The sequence below is a fragment of the Rhodocytophaga aerolata genome, assembly GCF_030503435.1.
GTDB lineage: Bacteria > Bacteroidota > Bacteroidia > Cytophagales > 172606-1 > Rhodocytophaga > Rhodocytophaga aerolata.
On sequence record NZ_JAUKPO010000032.1, the window covers coordinates 22,064 to 39,755 of the forward strand.

At 39.9% G+C, this 17,692-nt stretch carries 18 protein-coding genes; 13 read left to right on the top strand and 5 right to left on the bottom strand.

Going from position 1 to position 17,692, the window contains the following annotated elements; translation table 11 throughout:
* The first annotated feature begins 268 nt into the window (after nucleotides 1-268).
* The 4 genes from Q0590_RS29965 (at nucleotide 269) to Q0590_RS29980 (ending at nucleotide 3,268) form a co-directional block, all read left to right on the top strand.
* Nucleotides 269-460: a cold-shock protein gene (locus Q0590_RS29965; protein ID WP_302041340.1), complete on the top strand. Its 192-nt coding sequence runs from the start codon at nucleotides 269-271 to the stop codon at nucleotides 458-460.
* 540 nt (nucleotides 461-1,000) lie between these two features.
* Complete coding sequence (locus Q0590_RS29970; RefSeq protein ID WP_302041341.1) at nucleotides 1,001-1,459, top strand: hypothetical protein; 459 nt, start codon at nucleotides 1,001-1,003, stop codon at nucleotides 1,457-1,459.
* A gap of 596 nt (nucleotides 1,460-2,055) precedes the next feature.
* On the top strand, nucleotides 2,056-2,466 hold the full coding sequence (locus tag Q0590_RS29975; protein WP_302041342.1) for a hypothetical protein: 411 nt from the start codon (nucleotides 2,056-2,058) through the stop codon (nucleotides 2,464-2,466).
* Nucleotides 2,467-2,575: 109 nt separating this feature from the next.
* Nucleotides 2,576-3,268, top strand: a complete 693-nt coding sequence (locus Q0590_RS29980) for a helicase-related protein (RefSeq protein ID WP_302041343.1) — start codon at nucleotides 2,576-2,578, stop codon at nucleotides 3,266-3,268.
* Here Q0590_RS29980 and Q0590_RS37640 read toward each other — a convergent pair.
* Nucleotides 3,255-3,401, bottom strand: a complete 147-nt coding sequence (locus Q0590_RS37640) for a transposase (protein ID WP_366970545.1) — start codon at nucleotides 3,399-3,401, stop codon at nucleotides 3,255-3,257. The two genes, Q0590_RS29980 and Q0590_RS37640, sit on opposite strands and share 14 nt — an antisense overlap.
* 49 nt (nucleotides 3,402-3,450) lie before the next feature.
* Nucleotides 3,451-4,023 carry a transposase family protein gene (locus Q0590_RS29985; RefSeq protein WP_302041344.1) on the bottom strand — a complete coding sequence of 191 codons (573 nt, stop codon included), beginning with the start codon at nucleotides 4,021-4,023 and terminating at the stop codon, nucleotides 3,451-3,453.
* Nucleotides 4,024-4,400: 377 nt separating this feature from the next.
* On the opposite strand from Q0590_RS29985, the gene Q0590_RS37645 reads away from it, so the two are divergent.
* From Q0590_RS37645 to Q0590_RS30010, 6 genes are all read left to right on the top strand, one after another.
* Complete coding sequence (locus Q0590_RS37645; protein ID WP_366970542.1) at nucleotides 4,401-4,505, top strand: hypothetical protein; 105 nt, start codon at nucleotides 4,401-4,403, stop codon at nucleotides 4,503-4,505.
* 66 nt (nucleotides 4,506-4,571) lie between these two features.
* Nucleotides 4,572-4,901 carry a DUF8817 family protein gene (locus Q0590_RS29990; RefSeq protein ID WP_302041345.1) on the top strand — a complete coding sequence of 110 codons (330 nt, stop codon included), beginning with the start codon at nucleotides 4,572-4,574 and terminating at the stop codon, nucleotides 4,899-4,901.
* Nucleotides 4,902-5,641: 740 nt separating this feature from the next.
* Nucleotides 5,642-6,040 (top strand): hypothetical protein, encoded by a 399-nt coding sequence (locus tag Q0590_RS29995; RefSeq protein WP_302041346.1) that lies wholly within the window; start codon nucleotides 5,642-5,644, stop codon nucleotides 6,038-6,040.
* Nucleotides 6,041-6,046: 6 nt separating this feature from the next.
* Nucleotides 6,047-6,250 (top strand): helix-turn-helix transcriptional regulator, encoded by a 204-nt coding sequence (locus Q0590_RS30000; RefSeq protein ID WP_302041347.1) that lies wholly within the window; start codon nucleotides 6,047-6,049, stop codon nucleotides 6,248-6,250.
* A gap of 160 nt (nucleotides 6,251-6,410) precedes the next feature.
* Entirely contained in the window at nucleotides 6,411-6,731 is a 321-nt protein-coding gene (locus tag Q0590_RS30005) for a DUF4267 domain-containing protein (protein ID WP_302041348.1), read from the top strand.
* Nucleotides 6,732-6,917: 186 nt separating this feature from the next.
* Nucleotides 6,918-7,238 carry a hypothetical protein gene (locus tag Q0590_RS30010; protein ID WP_302041349.1) on the top strand — a complete coding sequence of 107 codons (321 nt, stop codon included), beginning with the start codon at nucleotides 6,918-6,920 and terminating at the stop codon, nucleotides 7,236-7,238.
* 321 nt (nucleotides 7,239-7,559) lie between these two features.
* On the opposite strand, the gene Q0590_RS30015 is transcribed toward Q0590_RS30010, so the two are convergent.
* On the bottom strand, nucleotides 7,560-8,237 hold the full coding sequence (locus Q0590_RS30015; RefSeq protein WP_302041350.1) for a TIGR02117 family protein: 678 nt from the start codon (nucleotides 8,235-8,237) through the stop codon (nucleotides 7,560-7,562).
* 353 nt (nucleotides 8,238-8,590) lie between these two features.
* Here Q0590_RS30015 and Q0590_RS30020 point away from each other — a divergent pair, with 353 nt between their 5' ends.
* From Q0590_RS30020 to Q0590_RS30030, 3 genes are all read left to right on the top strand, one after another.
* Nucleotides 8,591-8,929 carry a PadR family transcriptional regulator gene (locus Q0590_RS30020; protein ID WP_302041351.1) on the top strand — a complete coding sequence of 113 codons (339 nt, stop codon included), beginning with the start codon at nucleotides 8,591-8,593 and terminating at the stop codon, nucleotides 8,927-8,929.
* Nucleotides 8,926-11,541, top strand: a complete 2,616-nt coding sequence (locus Q0590_RS30025) for an ABC transporter permease (RefSeq protein ID WP_302041352.1) — start codon at nucleotides 8,926-8,928, stop codon at nucleotides 11,539-11,541. The genes Q0590_RS30020 and Q0590_RS30025 overlap by 4 nt, the downstream gene beginning before the upstream one ends.
* A gap of 645 nt (nucleotides 11,542-12,186) precedes the next feature.
* Nucleotides 12,187-12,990, top strand: a complete 804-nt coding sequence (locus tag Q0590_RS30030; protein ID WP_302041353.1) for a M57 family metalloprotease — start codon at nucleotides 12,187-12,189, stop codon at nucleotides 12,988-12,990.
* Between the two features lie 500 nt (nucleotides 12,991-13,490).
* On the opposite strand, the gene Q0590_RS30035 is transcribed toward Q0590_RS30030, so the two are convergent.
* Together Q0590_RS30035 and Q0590_RS37650 are read right to left on the bottom strand one after the other, a co-directional pair.
* Complete coding sequence (locus Q0590_RS30035; RefSeq protein ID WP_302041354.1) at nucleotides 13,491-16,445, bottom strand: CHAT domain-containing protein; 2,955 nt, start codon at nucleotides 16,443-16,445, stop codon at nucleotides 13,491-13,493.
* A 764-nt stretch (nucleotides 16,446-17,209) separates the two neighbouring features.
* Nucleotides 17,210-17,449: an integrase core domain-containing protein gene (locus Q0590_RS37650; RefSeq protein WP_366970547.1), complete on the bottom strand. Its 240-nt coding sequence runs from the start codon at nucleotides 17,447-17,449 to the stop codon at nucleotides 17,210-17,212.
* Nucleotides 17,450-17,692: the final 243 nt, after the last annotated feature.

Here is a 17,692-nt window from a genome sequence, read left to right on the forward strand (position 1 = left end):
TGAGCAGGCCGCTCTATGAGTAAAACTTATTATAATTCTATTCAGGATACGTTAAAACACGTAAGATAGGGGAGGGTAAAAAGCAAAGAAGTTGCAAATAGAAAGCAAAGGCTGTACTTGAACAGTCGCTTCTATGAGCTTATTTGAATTCTAAAAATTCCTCTGTTCCTCTGCTAAAATAAATATAGTTACGTAACTGAACTTACTCATACCAATGGTAGTTGTCCTGATATACATATCAAGATGTATACATAACAAAACAAGATCAATGCAACAAGGAACAGTAAAATTTTTCAATCAAACCAAAGGATTCGGTTTTATTCAAACAGAGGGATCTAATCAAGACATTTTTGTACACGCGACCGGCTTAGTGGATGAAATCAGAGAAAATGACAAAGTCACTTTTGAGGTAGAAGAAGGCAGAAAAGGCCCTAACGCTGTAAACGTGGAATTAGCTTAATCTAATCAATACATTATCTTTTAAGCTATAGACATATGTTTGCCAAGCCCCTTTATAAGGGGCATTTTTATTGCTATAAATACCTGCAAAATAAAAAACCTCTTCATCAATTTCCTCAGTAACCCTTCTGAATCTACTTACATAGCATCCTTATTAACCATCGGTAGCTATAGTTTTAGCTGTAGTGTCATTATTGGTTGTGTCTGGATGAACACTAGGATGAGGAGGGCTAATGTTGAGCAAACCTATGGCTATAAAGTATAAGCAAAGAAAGAGGCATAAATAAATAAAGAAGCCTTCCGAAAAGATATTTCACGATCCAGGGTAGCTAGCTCAAAGGCAAAGTTCCCTGGTGATGGTTGGTATTCAATCACATAATCACATGAAATAAATCGTATGACCGATTTTGCCTTAGCTAAAGCACCAGCCAATGGCATACTATCCGCTATTGCTGTATCATTACTATAGGTGGATGGTCATTTACCAAAGAAATACGTATACCTCTTCTATAAATTCATTTATAAACAAACATAGCAGTCCATGGACAAACTAGGCCTAAAAAAACGTATTTTGGAAGAAAGCAGGAACAATCAACAACTTTTGCGAGATGATTTAAGAGGATCTGGTCAGGAAAGGGTAGAAAGTGTCAATCAAAATGATGACGATGACTTCACTGACCACTTTGAATCCACCCGCGAAGAAGTAATGGAAGAAGTTAATCTGGTAGCTCCTCAAGCCGATGCTGCTCAGGCGCAGCTTCAACTATTGGACAGAATGGAGGTAGAAGCCTTACATGAGCAGGTAAAGGTTGGATCAGTTGTGTTAACCGATCAACAGAACTTTTTTGTATCTACCAGCCTACCTGTTTTTGAAGTGGAGGGAAAGCAATACCTGGGTGTTTCTACAGATTCTCCGATTTACCATGCCATGAAGGACAAAAAGAAAGGGGATTCTTTTACGTTAAACGATGTTCAGTATCATATTAAAGAGGTTTTTTAGCCAACGGGAAAGAATACAAAGGCTACGGCTTTATTGATCCAATTTTATAAATATCCAGAAAATAACTTTTTTACTCCATTTGCTTTTCCTGTAGATACTTTTGGTTGGGCAAGCGGAAAATGTATGTAGTCAGATGAAAGTGGACAAGTGAGGCAAAAGCTAGTAGGGGAGTGAGACTAACTTTCAAGGGGCATTGCTTAAGCAAAAAAAAGCTTCTTTAGTCCGGCTAAGCCATTGATTTTCCTGGCGAAAAGAGGTAAAAAGGGTGTTTTGGAAATTATTTTTTCAAGTCTATTTCAGACCCATGGCATATAACTGCTTGACTGACAGTAGATGGGTGCAATACTTGTAATCAGTAGGTCATTGGTTCGATTCCAACTTAGGGCTCAGTAAAAACCGCTAAATTTTGCAAATTTGGCGGTTTTTTTGTTCTTAAGAATCGATTTGGAGAAAAGATAAAAACGAACACTGGACTTAGTAAGCGGCGGTATTTCATTACCGGATTCAGAATCTGAAATGTGGGAATATGTGCGCAATCCTCTTAGTTTTCTGATGATAAGCTATTACTTCTTAATAGAATACGTGAATCATTAGACTTGCCAAAAAGCAAGGCAGTAGCAGATGGCAAGCAATCAGCACAATTGCGCCCTGCTGATAGACAACAGATAATAAATTATAATACTGAGTTTTTTACGCAACACAATCCATTTATCCGCCATATTATTCGCCGTACACGGGACTTCTTAGAAAATACCATCGACCCTTCTAAGCAAGAAACATACCTAAAAAAGGTAGAGGTACAGCTCTTAGGAGAAGGTGAAAAGGGAGCAAACCTGCTTCCAGGCTATTTGATGGATTCCTACCAAACAGCAGAGGAATTCAGCGAATGTTTAGCCCAGCGAATAAAGTCGGCTGGATTTATGAGAATGTTGTTGCTTAAACGTATGGGTAGCTCTATAGAGGCAGGTACGGACAGCAACAAAGTTACTAGGAGAAGGTGCAATTGATTTCTCTGAAGAAGAAGCGATAGAAGATATAGATATCAATAGAGAACAAAGCAAAAAAATAGCGACTCCTTCTTTTTTAACTAGTTCCCTTACAGAGCAAGAGTGCGAGTTGCTGACAAAGCTTATACAGCAATTACAGCGATATGAGGATAAAGATTCAAAATATTTCAAATTACATGAACTTCTAACTGGGGGCTTTCCCAAAGACCGTACCCCCTGGTTTAAATATGGTTATATCATTTTCAGCCAATATTTTGACACTATATGGGACATGGCAGAGCTTCTATCAAAAGGGTTGCCCATTCATGAAATTGGCATTTATGCAGGTGGTGGGAAAGCCGGAATTTTGCTTAATGGTATTTTTACAATCCGCACTAAAGAGGAGATTAAGCGCTTAGTACAAGTTGGAAGGTTGAAAGTACTTTTTAGTACCGATGCAGCAAGCGTAGGGCTAAATCTGCAACGCTTGCGTACACTAATCAATATAGACTTACCTTGGAACCCAACACGTTTGGAGCAGCGCAAAGGCCGTATACAAGGAATTGGTCAGGTGCATGATGTAGTATATATTTACAACATGCGCTATAAATATTCAGTTGAAGACCAAGTCCATGACCTTATATCAAGCAGGTTAGAGCAAATACATCAACTTTTTGGACAGATTCCTGATGTCTTGGAAGATGCATGTGTCGGCTTCCCCAAATTAAAACTGCATGAAAGTATAAATACTATTGTTGTCAAAGCTGTGAATTGTGGGAAAGTTGCAAACTTTTCCACAATTCACAGCTCTAGGGCCATTTGAGTGGATCTCCCAAGTTTTGTAACAAGTGCCATCTATCAGCAACCTGTGTAGCCGTAGGAGCTCCTTTTCTGGCTGCCTCGGCAAAGGTGGTATCGCGATCTCTGGAAATAATCTCTATTGAATCAGTCCTGATTCATTGGATGTTCTTTTAGCCATTGCTCGTGGACCGATGACACGAAGTGTCAGGTCCACTTGGTTTCTAATTTATCATCTGGTAGTAAATCGATCGGTTTTCTTGTGTCTAAATCTACAAGGATAGTAGCATACGTTTGTCCTTTGCGTATTGCCCACTCATCTATCCCTAAGATTTTTGGGATAGCTGTATCTGCTATTGCTACTTTCTTCAACAGGTTCAACAGCGTATCTGCACTCACTAAATGGATATTAAGCAATTCTAGCAGAAATGCAGCTTTTTCTCCACCTAATTGTAAGGCTAAGTTTTGTAGATAATGTTCCAGGCGGGTGCTTCTTCGGGCGTAAGCGGTAATAGCTGGATGCAGTCGCTCACAAAACACTTTTCTTTGGCAATCTTTAGCTTCACAGTAAAATCGCCTGACGTTCAACTCCATTATCACTCTTTTGTCTGCCCAAGGCAAGCCGGCCACTTTTCTGCTATAACGGCTATGAATTCTTTGGCTAATGGTATGGCAAAGTGGACAATGCACCACCGGATGGCCGCTTGTCAAAACTAAGGTAAGCTGCTTTTCTCCGTAGGTTATTCCATTTAATAGTAAACCTGGTATAACAGGCAACAAACAATCAACATTCAATTAAGTCTCCTCTTTGTCTATACAACAATTTGTTGATAGTATTTACTCCAGCACCTAAATCATCAAAAGTTCGGGAGAGCCACTATCACCAGAATACGCACAATATAATGACACACCATCTGAGCTTGCACCTGAATAAGAATGCCATAGAGGACCTTGTTATGCTCAAGGCTATAAAAAGGATAAGAGCCATGCGGGGCCAAGTTGATATTATAAGTTTGGTTACTGAATGCTCATCGTCCCAAAAACAGTTTGAGCGTAGATTTAAAAATTTCTGCAGTTTCAACCCAAAATTGTATGCAAGAATTATCCGATTTGAAAGTGCTTTGTTCCCCGGTTGAAAATTCGATAGCTACACAGATATGGCTCTTGAGCTTGGCTATTACGATCAAGCCCATTTTATCAACGAATTCAAACAATTTTCCGGGTTCACTCCCCGTAACTACACTTCGGTTACTTCTTATTGATCATGTCTATTTTTCCCAATTTTAGCAGAATTGGAAGGGCTACTTTTGTCTTTTATTCACTTCTAAATGGAAACAGACAAAAATACTTTCGATCGTCACGAAAAAGTTATTACCATTGTGGGATGTGCTAATATCAGAGCGCAGGTTGAATTTTATAAAGCGCTGGGATTTGAAGTAGTAGGCATATATACTTCCTCCAATCCATATGCCTGTCTAAGATGGAAAAATATTGAACTGCATTTCTATGGCAGCCGAAAGGTGGTTGCATCGGAAAATGCAACTTGTTATCTGCCGGTAAGAGACTTGGACCAGGTCAACCACAGGTTCGAGAATGGATTAAAGAGCTACTATGGGAAAATTCCAAGAAATGGATTTCCAAAGGTCACTAAGGTTTAAAGTCTGGTGGATGACCGCCGTTTCACGCCAACCGATCCGGGAGGAAATCCCCTTTTTATTGGCAGCAAATCTACAGAGGAGGACAGGTTTATTCGTAGACTCGGTAAGGGAGAATATGCAAAGATTTTTGCAGTATTATATGAAGGTTTGTATTCAAGAGAGGACCCTTTTTTGCTGAAAGCATGCTTCCAAGATATGCAGCTATCGGCAGTATCTTGCAGGGTTGGATAAGACCAAATATTTGTTGATACTGGCAGATATTCAGAAGCAGCTACACGAAAAAATTGAGGACGCCTAATTAATTCAACAGATATATAAATGTTAATGATAGCGAAAACAGTAAGGACTGGGAAAAAATCAGGAGAAAGCACATGGAGCTATTAAAGTAAGAAGAGTGAGCATGGTTACTCGAAAGGGTTGTTAAATTTACTCCCCCTTTGGAGTGACTCCATCAATACAACTGCTGAATGAGCGAATATAATCAACAGGTATAGTGCATTTATAAGAAGAGAATATAAATTAGTTGTACTTTTTTTTGAGTCTTAGTTGTAGACCCCATCACTACTGCAAACATCAGTATTTGGCTGGACATACTGAAGCGGAAAGGTGGAAGCTTATCAGGTTGTTAAGCATGCGTTCTCTTTGTGCTTATAAGAATACGTCTATCAAGACGTATTTACTTGACATTTAGTAAAGTTTATAGGTCTAAATGTAATTTAGACCTATAAACTTTACTTAGTATGAATACTTTACTAAATGTCTTCTCCTACTCCTATAGAATGAATATTATAGGCATCGGCTGTATCCTATGGGGCTTTTATTCCTTCTTTTCCAAGTATTGGTGCTATCAATTGCTGGACATTCAGCTGATTTCCGGTCTTTGTTGCTGGGGCCTGATCTTTATCTTTTTCTCCAAAGAAAAAACCGATGACGAACGCATTCATCAGCTCAAATTTCAAGCCCTGACCTGGGCGGTGCCAGTGGGCTTTTTCATCACCCATTTGATTAACTATTTCCTCATAAGTCCACAGGAGCCTGATTCGGGCAAACTCATTCAATCCCTTTCAGCTTATGAATCCCTTGGCATTATCTTGCTGCTGGCTTTAGCTCTATTCTATTATCTAAAGCAGCGAGATTAGCGAGGAATGAAAAATACAATCAAAGTAGAACGTGCTCGAAACAATATGACGCAAGCCGAGTTAGCCGATAAAGTAAAAGTTTCCAGACAAACCATCAATGCCATTGAGACGGGTAAGTTTATTCCTTCCACTTTACTTGCTTTTAAGATTGCTCATGTGCTGCAAGTAAGCATCGATGCCGTCTTCCGGTTGGAGGACTGCGACTGGTAAAAAAGTTACTTTTTCATCGCTTGGCCTGAGGAGATTGGTAAAGCAATAATTCCATTTTTTAGCAAAGCATGACTAGCCAAAGAAAGCATATGGCAACTAAAATTTCCTACATCATCGTTTTCCTAACAGGCTTAGGAATGCTTTTCATCGGCAGTCTTTTTTGATATCCCCACAGCTGGCAGAGGCAGCTTATGGCATCCGTTTACAGACTGCTGGCGACTTTTCGTTTCACTATATAAAAGAGGTAAGAGACCTATTTTCAGGCTTGCTCGTTTGCGCTTTGGTATGGCTAAAGCAGCGCAAAGCGCTGGGTGTTGCCCTGCTGACGGCCGCCATTATTCCTTTCGGGGATATGCTGATTGTTTTGAGTAATGATTATAATTCACTGCCACAGGCCATGCCCCATATTGCCGCACTCATTATTTGTCTGGCTACTGGTCTTGTTTTATTCCTGGCCAAACCGCTAAAAAAAAGCCTCTGAGAGTTTCATTAAGGTAGTAAAATCTGCTAAGAATGGCAGCAAATCCATTATTGAGTTCAATATATTGCCCGGCAACAAAACACCCTGGCGCTACCTACGCTATTTAGCGAGTCTTTCGAAATCCTAAAGGGTAGGTTAGAAATTGGGAATGGCAAAGACATTTACCAGGTACACCAAGGGGACAGTTTGACGATAGCACCTTACGAGAAGCACTATTATCACAATATTTACCAGGAAGAATGCCTGATCAGAGCTGTTATACGGTTGGGGAATACAGATTTTGAAAAGCCAATGTTGATGTTAAAAGGTCTGGAAGTAGATGGCCGGGTAACCAAAGCTAGTACGCCAAAAAAGCTGGTGGAACTGGCATTATTTGTTCGCTTAAATAATTCACGTATGATGGGTTTTCAAAAAATAGTGGAGCCCTTTTTTACTTACCTCTCAGAGAGAGCCATTAAGAAAGGGTATTTAGATACATTGATGAAAGGGTATGAAAACAAGTCATAAGGTCCGCTACTAAACGCTTGCTTCTGTAGCGGCTGACATCTTTGGGCCAACAGTACGATTTTTATTGAACAAGATATTGAACTTGCAACAAAATCTGGACAAAAAGTTAAGCACTAATAAAAAAAGGGAGTTAATTTAACTCCCCTCTCAAGTAGACTTGCGACAGATGCTACAGCTAACAGGCCTACTTGTTGACAGGCTATATACACTTCTCGTATCTGAGTAGTTTTTGCTGGATAGAAGCTGGGCTTGTAGCTATCCATGCAGGTTTACCCTATTATTAACTTCCATCCACATACTTTTCCAACAAGGAAGCTATGGTTACTGATAATGATAAAAAATTCCCTTGTCAAAAGGTGTCCAAAGGCTTGCTTTCTGGCCACAAACTTTTAATCCAGTATTTGCCCACGTGTTACAGGTTTGAAACAGACTGTAGCTACCCACTCCTTCATAAAATGCATCATTGTTTCCATAATTGGCCTTTGTGATGATAGGTATCACCTGCCCTTGCTGGGAGGTTTTAAAACTTTTTTCTACATACGCCACTAACTTCTGGTAGTCATGGTAGCTGATTTGTATCTTTTTGCAATGCTCATCCTCCGTGATGGTTTTATAGAAAGTGGTGTGTATAGCTGAGTTACTTAGCCCAAAGGCAGCGCAAAAGGCTGTACTCCATTTTAAATCAGCCCAGGTGGGCGTTTCCAAATAAAATCCTTTGTCTCCCCAACCAAAGGCGATGAAGTTGGCTGTTGCATCTTTCCCAATTGTATGTTCAGCCTTTATGGAAGTGGACCAGTCTTTAACTTGATTTCGGATGGGCAAAACAAGATCCGTGTGTACACCATTGGTAAGGATATAAATAGTCACTTCTTGCTTCTTGACAGCATCCTTGTTGACTGCTATTCTAGCTAAACAAAAAGCAGTTCCTAGATAGACTAGGAGTAATCCAACCAACCCTAGGATAAGGGTTAGGGTTAATTTAAGCGTTCTTTTAAGCATTCTCTATTTTGAGGTATCTATAGTAGCTATTGCATAAACTTTCCTTGTATGCAATAGCTACTATAGATACCTCAAAATAGAGAAAAGGAACTTGTCCAATGACCAGGGGTAGAAGTAATTTATACGATTCCTTTGTATTAACTATATATTATAGAAAAACTAAACAATCAATCTCTTTCTTCTTCACTTGCCTTGTATCCAATTCGGACAGATTGTGTCCCCAAATGAACAGTGGTAGAAATAATTGCTCCTTCATAAATATATGTTACTATTTGACAAAAAGCTATTTACGAGATTGGCTGTATATTTGTTAGGCAAGTGAGAAAGATATGTGTATTCAACTATAACCCACCATGAAAGGAACCCAACTTGGAGAGTTTGAAGAAATTGTTTTGCTCACCATTGCTGCCTTGTACGATGATGCCTATAGTGTAGCTGTACTGGAGGAAATAGGACGCCGGATGGAAAGACCTATGAGCATAGGCGCCATTCACCGGACCATGCAACGCCTGGAAGAAAAAGGTTTGGTAAAATCCAGATTCGGCGAGGCAACCACCGAAAGAGGAGGGAGGCGCAAACGCCTTTTCACCGTAACGCCAGCCGGAGAAAGATCGCTGTTTGAAGCCAGAACCCTTCGAAACGACCTATGGGCAGCTATTCCAAAAGGAGCTTTCAATACAAGTTTTTCATGAAGCCAGTCAATTATCCTCAACCCCCACGCTGGGCAGAGCGGCTATTGGAATGGCTGGCTGCCGATCATTTACTGGAAGAAGTGCAGGGTGATTTGCAGGAACTTTTTGAAAAACGCCTGCAACAGCATAGTGTCAGAAAAGCCAGATTATTCTATGTATTGGACCTGCTACGACTGATTCACCCGAGATTATGGCGAAAAAAAACCTCTGCTTATCCACCACTCAATCCTATTGATATGCTTCAGCACTATTTATTACTCAGCTACCGGAATTTTACACGTTTTAAAAGTTCCTTCTTTATTAATCTGATCGGCCTTTCCACTGGCCTTGCCTGTACTTTACTTATTTATCTGTGGGTACGGGATGAACTCCTGATGGATACATTTTATGAGAAAGACGAACAGTTATATCAGGTACTGGAAAACCGTGAAAGCGCCGAGGGCCTGGTCACTTTCTGGACTACTTCCGGCCCAACCGCTACTTCCCTGACAGAAGATATGCCTGAAGTACAGTATGCAGCTACCCTCTTAGGAGGTAGGGACAGGTATGTAGAGGCTACTTTCTCAGTGGGAGAGAAGAACATCAAAGCGAAAGGGGGCTATGCCAGTAAAGATTATTTCCGGGTGTTTTCTCACCAGTTCCTGAGTGGCAATGCCAGCACAGTGCTGGCCGATAAAAACGCCATTGTCCTCTCTGAAACACTGGCAAAAAATCTATTCGGTACTACTGAGAATGTGGTTGGCAAAAGTGTTGAGGTCGATCATGACAAAGTATTTCAGGTGTCTGGGGTGTACAAAGATGCACCTACCCATTCTTCGCAGCAGTTGGATTTTATATTGTCCTTTGAAAAATTTGTGGAAGAAAACGATTGGGCATATGCCTGGGGCAATACCGCTCCTTTTACATATCTGCTGCTCAAACCAGGAACAGATATAGGGGCATTCAACCGGAAAATTGCCGGGTATGTGAAAACAAAAACAGAAGGGCAAATTACCCACCGTACTATGTTTCTAAAGCGCTTCTCCGAAAACTATCTGTATGGCAAATATGAAAATGGCGTACTGGTAGGTGGCCGGATAGAGTATGTTAAACTCTTTTCCATTATTGCGCTGTTTATTCTGGTCATTGCCTGTATCAACTTTATGAACCTGTCTACAGCCAAAGCCAGCAGAAGGCTGAAAGAGGTAGGCGTAAGAAAAACCATTGGTGCCAACAGGTTGTCGCTGGTATATCAGTATATGGGCGAATCCTTGCTGATGGCTTTTCTGGCCATGCTTGCATCCCTTAGTATAGTTATGCTGTTCCTGCCAACATTCAATAAAATCACCGGAAAAGAATTAAGTCTTTCGCTCGATCCAACGCTTATTACCAGTGTGCTGATTTTAACTGTGTTCACTGGCGTAGTAGCCGGAAGTTATCCAGCTTTATATTTATCGGGTTTTCATCCCATCGCTATGCTAAAAGGAAAACTTCCTACCTCAATGGGTGAATTATGGATACGCAAAGGACTGGTCGTATTTCAGTTTTCTCTTTCTATTATTTTAATTGTAGCCGTACTGGTAGTATACAAGCAAATAGAATTTGTGCAGAATCAGCATCTGGGATATGAAAAGGAAAATTTAATCTACATCAATAAAGAGGGAAAATTGTACGATAAAAGCACCCAGGAAACCTTTATTGAAGAAGTAAAAAAGCTGCCTGGAATAGTGAATGCTTCCAGCATGGGGCATAGCCTTACCGGTCATAATGGAGGTACCTATGGCATCCGATGGGATGGGAAAGATCCCAATGATAAAACAGAATTTGAAAGTGTTTCTGTGAACTATGGTACCATTGAAACCATGGGTGTGGATATTCAAGAAGGCCGTTCCTTTTCCAGAGAATATGGCGCAGATAGTGCAAAAATTATTTTCAATGAAGCCGCTATCAAATTTATGAACATGAAGGATCCCATTGGCAAAGTAATTAACCTTTATGGTAACGATATGCAAATCATTGGGGTAGCGAAGGATTTTCATTTTGAATCGTTGCATGAGAAAGTAAAACCGCTGTTTTTCAGATTAGCCCCAAGAAATACTCGGTTTATTATCGCCAGAGCCAGTGCTGGTAAGGAAAAAGAAGCCATAGAAGGGTTGCAAAAACTATATGCCACCTATAATCCAGGCTTCACCTTCGAGTACAAATTTCTAGACCAGAACTTCCAGGCCTTGTACGAAGCAGAACAACGGGTTGCCAGCTTATCTAAATATTTTGCTGGACTGGCCATTCTCATCTCTTGTTTAGGATTATTTGGATTAACTGCTTTTACGGCTGAACGAAGAAGAAAAGAGATAGGTATTCGGAAGGTATTAGGCTCCAGCCAGTGGAATATTATATACTTACTGTCCAGGGAGTTTACCAAAATGGTGCTGGTCTCTATACTGATTGCCTTGCCGCTGAGTTATCTACTCTTAACCTACTGGTTGGATAATTTTGCTTTTAAAATTGATCTGAAGGCATGGTATTTTATCACTGCCGGCGTAGCAGCCTTATTGATTACCTGGTTAACGGTGGGTACACAGGCTATAAACGCAGCCAGGATCAATCCTATTCATACACTCAGAAGTGAATAAAGTAAACAAAGCGAAATGCTTTACCTATAGTAGTGTTGAAACATAGATGTAGGCAAGAGGAGAAGAAGTAGGATGTCAAATGTTATCCTACAACTATAGTACTCCCCCTTTTGCCAATTCTAATATCTCTGCTATCTCTGCCAGAAAGGGGGAGTTTAAGTAACTCCCCCTTTCTGTTTAGTAGATAAAAAAATGGGCAAAAGGGAAAAAAGTATTTACAAAATTTCTTTATGGATTTTCTATACCCCTATGCCCACCTTTTGGAGGATAGTGGAGATAGGCTATTTTGTCAAGCATACCAGCAGAAAACCCTATTACGCTTATTGACCCTTCTTATCCATTTTTTCCTACTCAAGTTTGGGTTCAACTTTACTTCAAATTCCTAACTAGCTTTAGTAGCTTACTTATTCATCTTTTCTTACATAGCTCCTTTACTTAGTATAACAGGAATCTGGACAACGGTACTGGCTTCTATGAATAGTATTTAGGCCACTAGTAACATACTTAATCATTATATATGATCCAATATTGAGATAATATGTAAAATTATATTACTTGATTACAATAATATTTTAATAAATTTTTATTGATATAATCATTTATAAGTGATTACCTTCAAGATGTTTTATTTAAATAATTCTTTATATGAACAAACCGAACCCACTTTTCTATCTTCCCTTTGTTAACAAAATGTGCTTGTTTACTTTCATTTGGACAAGCTTGATTGCATGTCAGAAAAAGGAAGAGATCGCTCCTACACAGGGGAGGATGCCCACTCCCAGTCAAACAGAATTAAGTATTGAGAAATTGACTCAATATTTAGCTTCTACTACAGGCTTTGATCCTACTCAGATCATCTATCTAGCTACTGACAGCACCTTTGTAATCAATAATGACATCTTAGCAAAAGAAAGCGATGTACGGGAACGGCATTCCAGATCGATGGTAGCAAGAACCGATCAATGGCGCTACAACTACTTGGTAAGTAAAGCCAATGTAACTAATATCGATTACTTTTTTGAGTCTACTGTTCCTGCTTCTTGGAAAACAGCAACCCTGAAAAGCATTCAAAACTGGAATGCTATCAATGGAACTAGCCTTTACTTGCGGGAAACTACTACACGCAATTCAGCTGATGTGGTGATTAAATTAGGCTATGCAGCCGAGAACTGGGTGGCTCGGGCTTATTTACCTTCCTATACTGGTAAGGCTGGCTTTGAAATCACCATCAATTCTAAATATAACTCGATAAGTGAAAGTTATAAAGTATTCACCATGACCCATGAGATGGGTCATACATTTGGATTAATGCATACAGATCAGAACAGCGGTATCTTCATCAGTGGTACTCCCACAAAGGATGCTAATTCAGTGATGAATTCAGTGGTCTTACCTTGGCAAGCCTTTACTGCCGGGGATATCAAAGCTGTACAAACCATTTATCCGTAAGCACAATACGTCCTTTCCGTCACATTAAAATTAAACCTGAATTAATGGAGGCCACTAAAGTGGCCTCTTTCATTGGCTTTATACGCTGTTTCTAGCTGGATAGAAGTATGCTGAAATTTACCTGTAAAAATGGAGGAAGGGAGTAGATTTAAAAGTCTGTTTTTTGAATAGTAAACAAAGAGTGAGTTAAGTTAAATTCCCCTTTGTTGTTCCTGATAAAGTATTCTATACTCGGGATAACCTCCAAGTTTTTCTTCCTGAACTCTGTCCGACAAATAGAGAGCCTTACATTGTGCTTAACTAACAGTCTTCTAAAATAAGGGAAACCCAACATGCGCCACAAGCCATAGCTGATTTTTTTGACGCTTTACCAAATTGAACGTTTTTCTTGTTTGGCTATTCGTTTTGCATCGTCTGTATAGACAAGCTTGGGAGGGCCTGTATGCTTGAAAACCAACCGTTACTAAGGCTATCAACAAGATAAGACTATTTCATTAGTGCTACTTTCCGGTAATTACAAAAGCACCCCAGTAATAAGGGTGGCTATGTTGCTGTTTAAGTTGCAATTGTGCCTGCCGGAAAGCAACATGTGGATTTTCTGATTGCATCCAGGACTCGTAGAATCCGGTCATAAGTTCCTGGGTGGTCTGGTCGTTTACTTTCCATAAACTCATAATAAGTGATTTAGCACCTGCTATTTTAAAAGCCCGTTGTAATCCGTATACCCCTTCGCTATTCTTTACTTCGCCAAGGCCAGTATCACATGCGGATAGCACCACGAGATCTGTACGATCCAGATCCAGGTTCATCGCCTCATAGGCAGTTAGAATGCCATCTTCCACCGTTTGCTCTTCCATTGCATTCATGGAAGGGTTTTTGAGCGTGTAGGCTGCACCAGCCAACATTAGTCCGGAGCGTAACAATGGATTTCTGGCAGAAGCGGACGCAGGGTCTATATCTTTTTCGAAATACCCGTGTGTGGCAATGTGCAATACTTTTGGGCCATGCAAAGCCTTGATATTTTCTTCCAGCGCTTGTTCTTCCATAAATACATCGTTTTTCCATTGCTGTCCGGAGGTGATTCTATGGATGTTATCAATTTCCATTTTGGTGCCTGGCAACACTACCAGATTATCACTCCGTTCCAGATTCAACGTATATAAAACCGGCTCTGTATTTTCAATATTACTGCTTTTTACTTGTTGAGCCAGTGCTTCCCGCTTATCAGGTGCTATCGTATAATCCGGACTTCCAAACAGTGAGGCGGTTTTATTTTCTGTAGTATTTGATTGTCCGGTTGCCAGAAGGTCTTTGGTATTGGTTACTGCCTGTATATCTAATTCTTCAATGAGATACCGTTGGGTTTTTGGGTTCAATAATGTATTAATATTGATCTGGTTGTATGCGCCATCCGGGGAGAAATATACTTTGCGTATTCCTGTTAAAGCCTTGGCTATTTCCTGCCAGTAATAGTGATAAGATACAGAATCTGTCTGGCGCTGCAGCATGGTATTGCGATAATAATTTAACCGGCGGCCTTCGAGTTCATTTCCGTTTTTCAGCAGAATAAGCTGTGGATGATTTTTAGTTTTTCTCGAAACCAGCAGGGCAGCATAATATACTGTATCCGAAAATTCACCTACACTACTGAAATTAAAGGTGCGGAAACGGATGAGTTCAATAGCTGCTTCTTTCTTTTTGAGTGTTTTTTGAACGGCCTGCCAGTTGAGCTGAACTTGTTCACTGTTTTGAGCAAAAACAGCCGAACGCCTGGAAAGCTCTTTTTCGAGGCTGTTGGCATGTTGTTCCAGGCTATCAAGTTTTATCCCCTGTTTGTCAATTTCAGATTTTGGTAGTTTATAAATTTTAACCAGGTTTTCTTTTTCACTTAACCACAGCCGGTAGGTCTTAATCAAACTGGTATCATTGCTGTTGAGGATGCGCTGTTTTACCTTACTGGATGCATTCAGTAATAAGGCCTTAGTGGCAAGTTGGTTATTATACATATCTCCCAGAATAGCAGGATTTTGTGTATAACGCATCAGGGCGAAGGTGTTAAACTTTTCAAAATAGTTTTTAACTGTGTTATTAAACTGTTCTTTTTCTCTGTCGCTTAAGGCCGGAAAATAATTCTCAATCTGGCGGAGTGAGTTCGTAATGGATTGGTGGATAAGGGTTTCAGCTTCAGGCAAACGTCTAGAAGCCACATACATAAAGGCCAGGTTATCAATCATCCGCGTATAACTGGGATGCCGCTCTCCGAGTACTTCTTTATTAATGGCAATGGCTTGTTTGAAAAGTGGCTCGGCCTGGTCGTAGCGCTTCATTAATTTATAAGAAAAAGCCAGATTATTTAAAGAAGACGCATAATCACCATGTTTTTCGCCAACAGCTTCTTTGTAAATAGCAAGGGCTTGCTGCTGTAAAGGAACAGCTTCCTCATACTTATTTAACTGGTTATAGAGCAAAGCCAGATTATTCAGCGATCTAGCATAATTAGGATGTTTTTCACCCAACGTGGCTTTGGTGATAGCAAGCGCTTGTTTCAGTAACGGCTCCGACTTTTCATATTGTTTCATGGATTTATAGAGAAAAGCCAGGTTATTGAGAGAAATGGCATACTGGGAACTTTGCTCTCCTACAGTTTCTTTTTTTATAGCCAGTGCCTGCAAATTAAGTGCTTCAGCCTGTGGATACCTGCCCATGTACTCATACATTACAGCTATATTACTTAAGGTAGTGGCATAATACTCATGTTTTTCCCCCACAACTTCTTTTAAAATGGCCAATACCTCCGTATACAATGGTTCTGCCAGCTCGTAATAGCCGGTGGCTTCATACACCATAGCCGTGTTATTAAGCACAGAAGCATAATTGACATCTTTTTCGCCAAGAGCCTGTTTATAAATAGGTAATGCTTTTTTGTACTGTGATATGGCCTGTTCGTAGCGGCCCATCTGTTCATAGGCTAAGGCTAAATTGTTGAGGCCCACCCCATAATGATAATGTTTCTCGCCATACACAGTTTTATAAATATCCAGCGCCTGCTTATATAAATCTTCTGCCGGGCCATATTTGCCGGTATCTCTATATAAATTGGCCAGGTCAACTACTGTAACAGCGTAGCTATTGCTGTTTTTTCCGAAAGACTTTTCTTTCACCCTGAGGGCTTGTTTAAAATAATCTTCCGCTTTAGTATAATCACCCGATTGCATATGAATGTATCCGAAGTCGGCCAGGCTGACGGCATATAAAGTATCTTTTGGATCACTGGTATACTTTACTTTCGAGACAGAAAGTGCTTGTTCCATCGTAGCAATGGCTTGCTTAAACTCACCCCGGTTGAGATGTGCAAACGAACTATCGTATAAAGCTTGCCATTGCTGGGCTTTTAATGGAGTGAAGGAAAAAAATAAAAAAAGCAGAGAAACGTATATAATCAGCCTCTTTCTCATCAAAGTGCAGTTTTAAGATAAATAGCAATTTACAAAAAATGAACCTAGGAAGTAGCAAAAATACTTAAGAGATTGGAGGGATTTTTCACTGTTTACTTATCCTTGTCTGTCGTTTATCGAAGAGATTGATTAGAGGCTACCTCAAACAATATAAGCAAACTATACGCATATATATTCCAATAAAGGCTGCTACCATTGCTATTCCCATATAGAATAAACCATTTCTTATATGGATACTTTTTATTTCAGTCCAAATTTGTGAAAATGATTTTCTAGGAACTGAGCCTACTTCCGTATTAAATGATAAGTCAACAATTCGAAGTTCAAAAAGAATCTATAAAAAAGCTTCTATAGGAAAAATATGGACTTCCCCTGTAAAAATGGAGGATGGAAAACGAGCGTATGTAGCATCCAGATTCTGGAATTGTAGAAAAGGAGTGGTTAAAGTAATTCCCCGTTTCGCTTTACTTATATATGTCCCTATGTCGTCCTAAAAAATGTTGACCGTTGATTGATAGTCCTAGAATAGATTTACCAAGGTCTCGTCCGGAAAAAAGTTGACGATTTTGGTTGGATAAAAAAAACAAATTCTAATTACGGATATAGCTTGACAAAAGTAAAATATTCTTCTTTGTTATTATACCTGTGTACTGATCAAGGTTGACAAAAATCATAAGTATTTTTATCTTAAAACTATCATTGTCATAGCGGTGGACTTGTGGGTAACTCTGCAAGAGTTATCCACAAGTCCACCGCTCTTTAATTCACGAGTTCTTAGTAGTACTACCTTCATTATTGTAAGACTTCTTCTTCCACTTCTTTACTAAAGGCTCCTCTAGCTGATGAGCCAATGAAGGAGTCAAGTTACTGCAGCTCATATGAGGGCGAAGTGTATTGTAATTAGTAATCGCTCTTTCTACAGCCAATCGTGCCTCCATATGACTTTTGAATACCTGATTTAACTTAAACTCGTGCTTTAGTATTCCATTCACTCTTTCTGCTATGGACCTGCGACGATGTCTGCATCGGGTCCTGGATTTTCATAGGCTTCACCACTATCGGTCATGCTGATAGTGATGCCTGCTGCTTTGAGCTTTTTTACATATTCAAAGCTACAATACTGCACTCCACGGTCAGAACGGACCCGATGCAGACATCGTCGCAGGTCCGATGAATAAGCTTATTCTCCCTTTTACTACGATTGGCAAGTGCTATTTCCAAGGCTTGCAAGCAGCCTTCTGTACTTA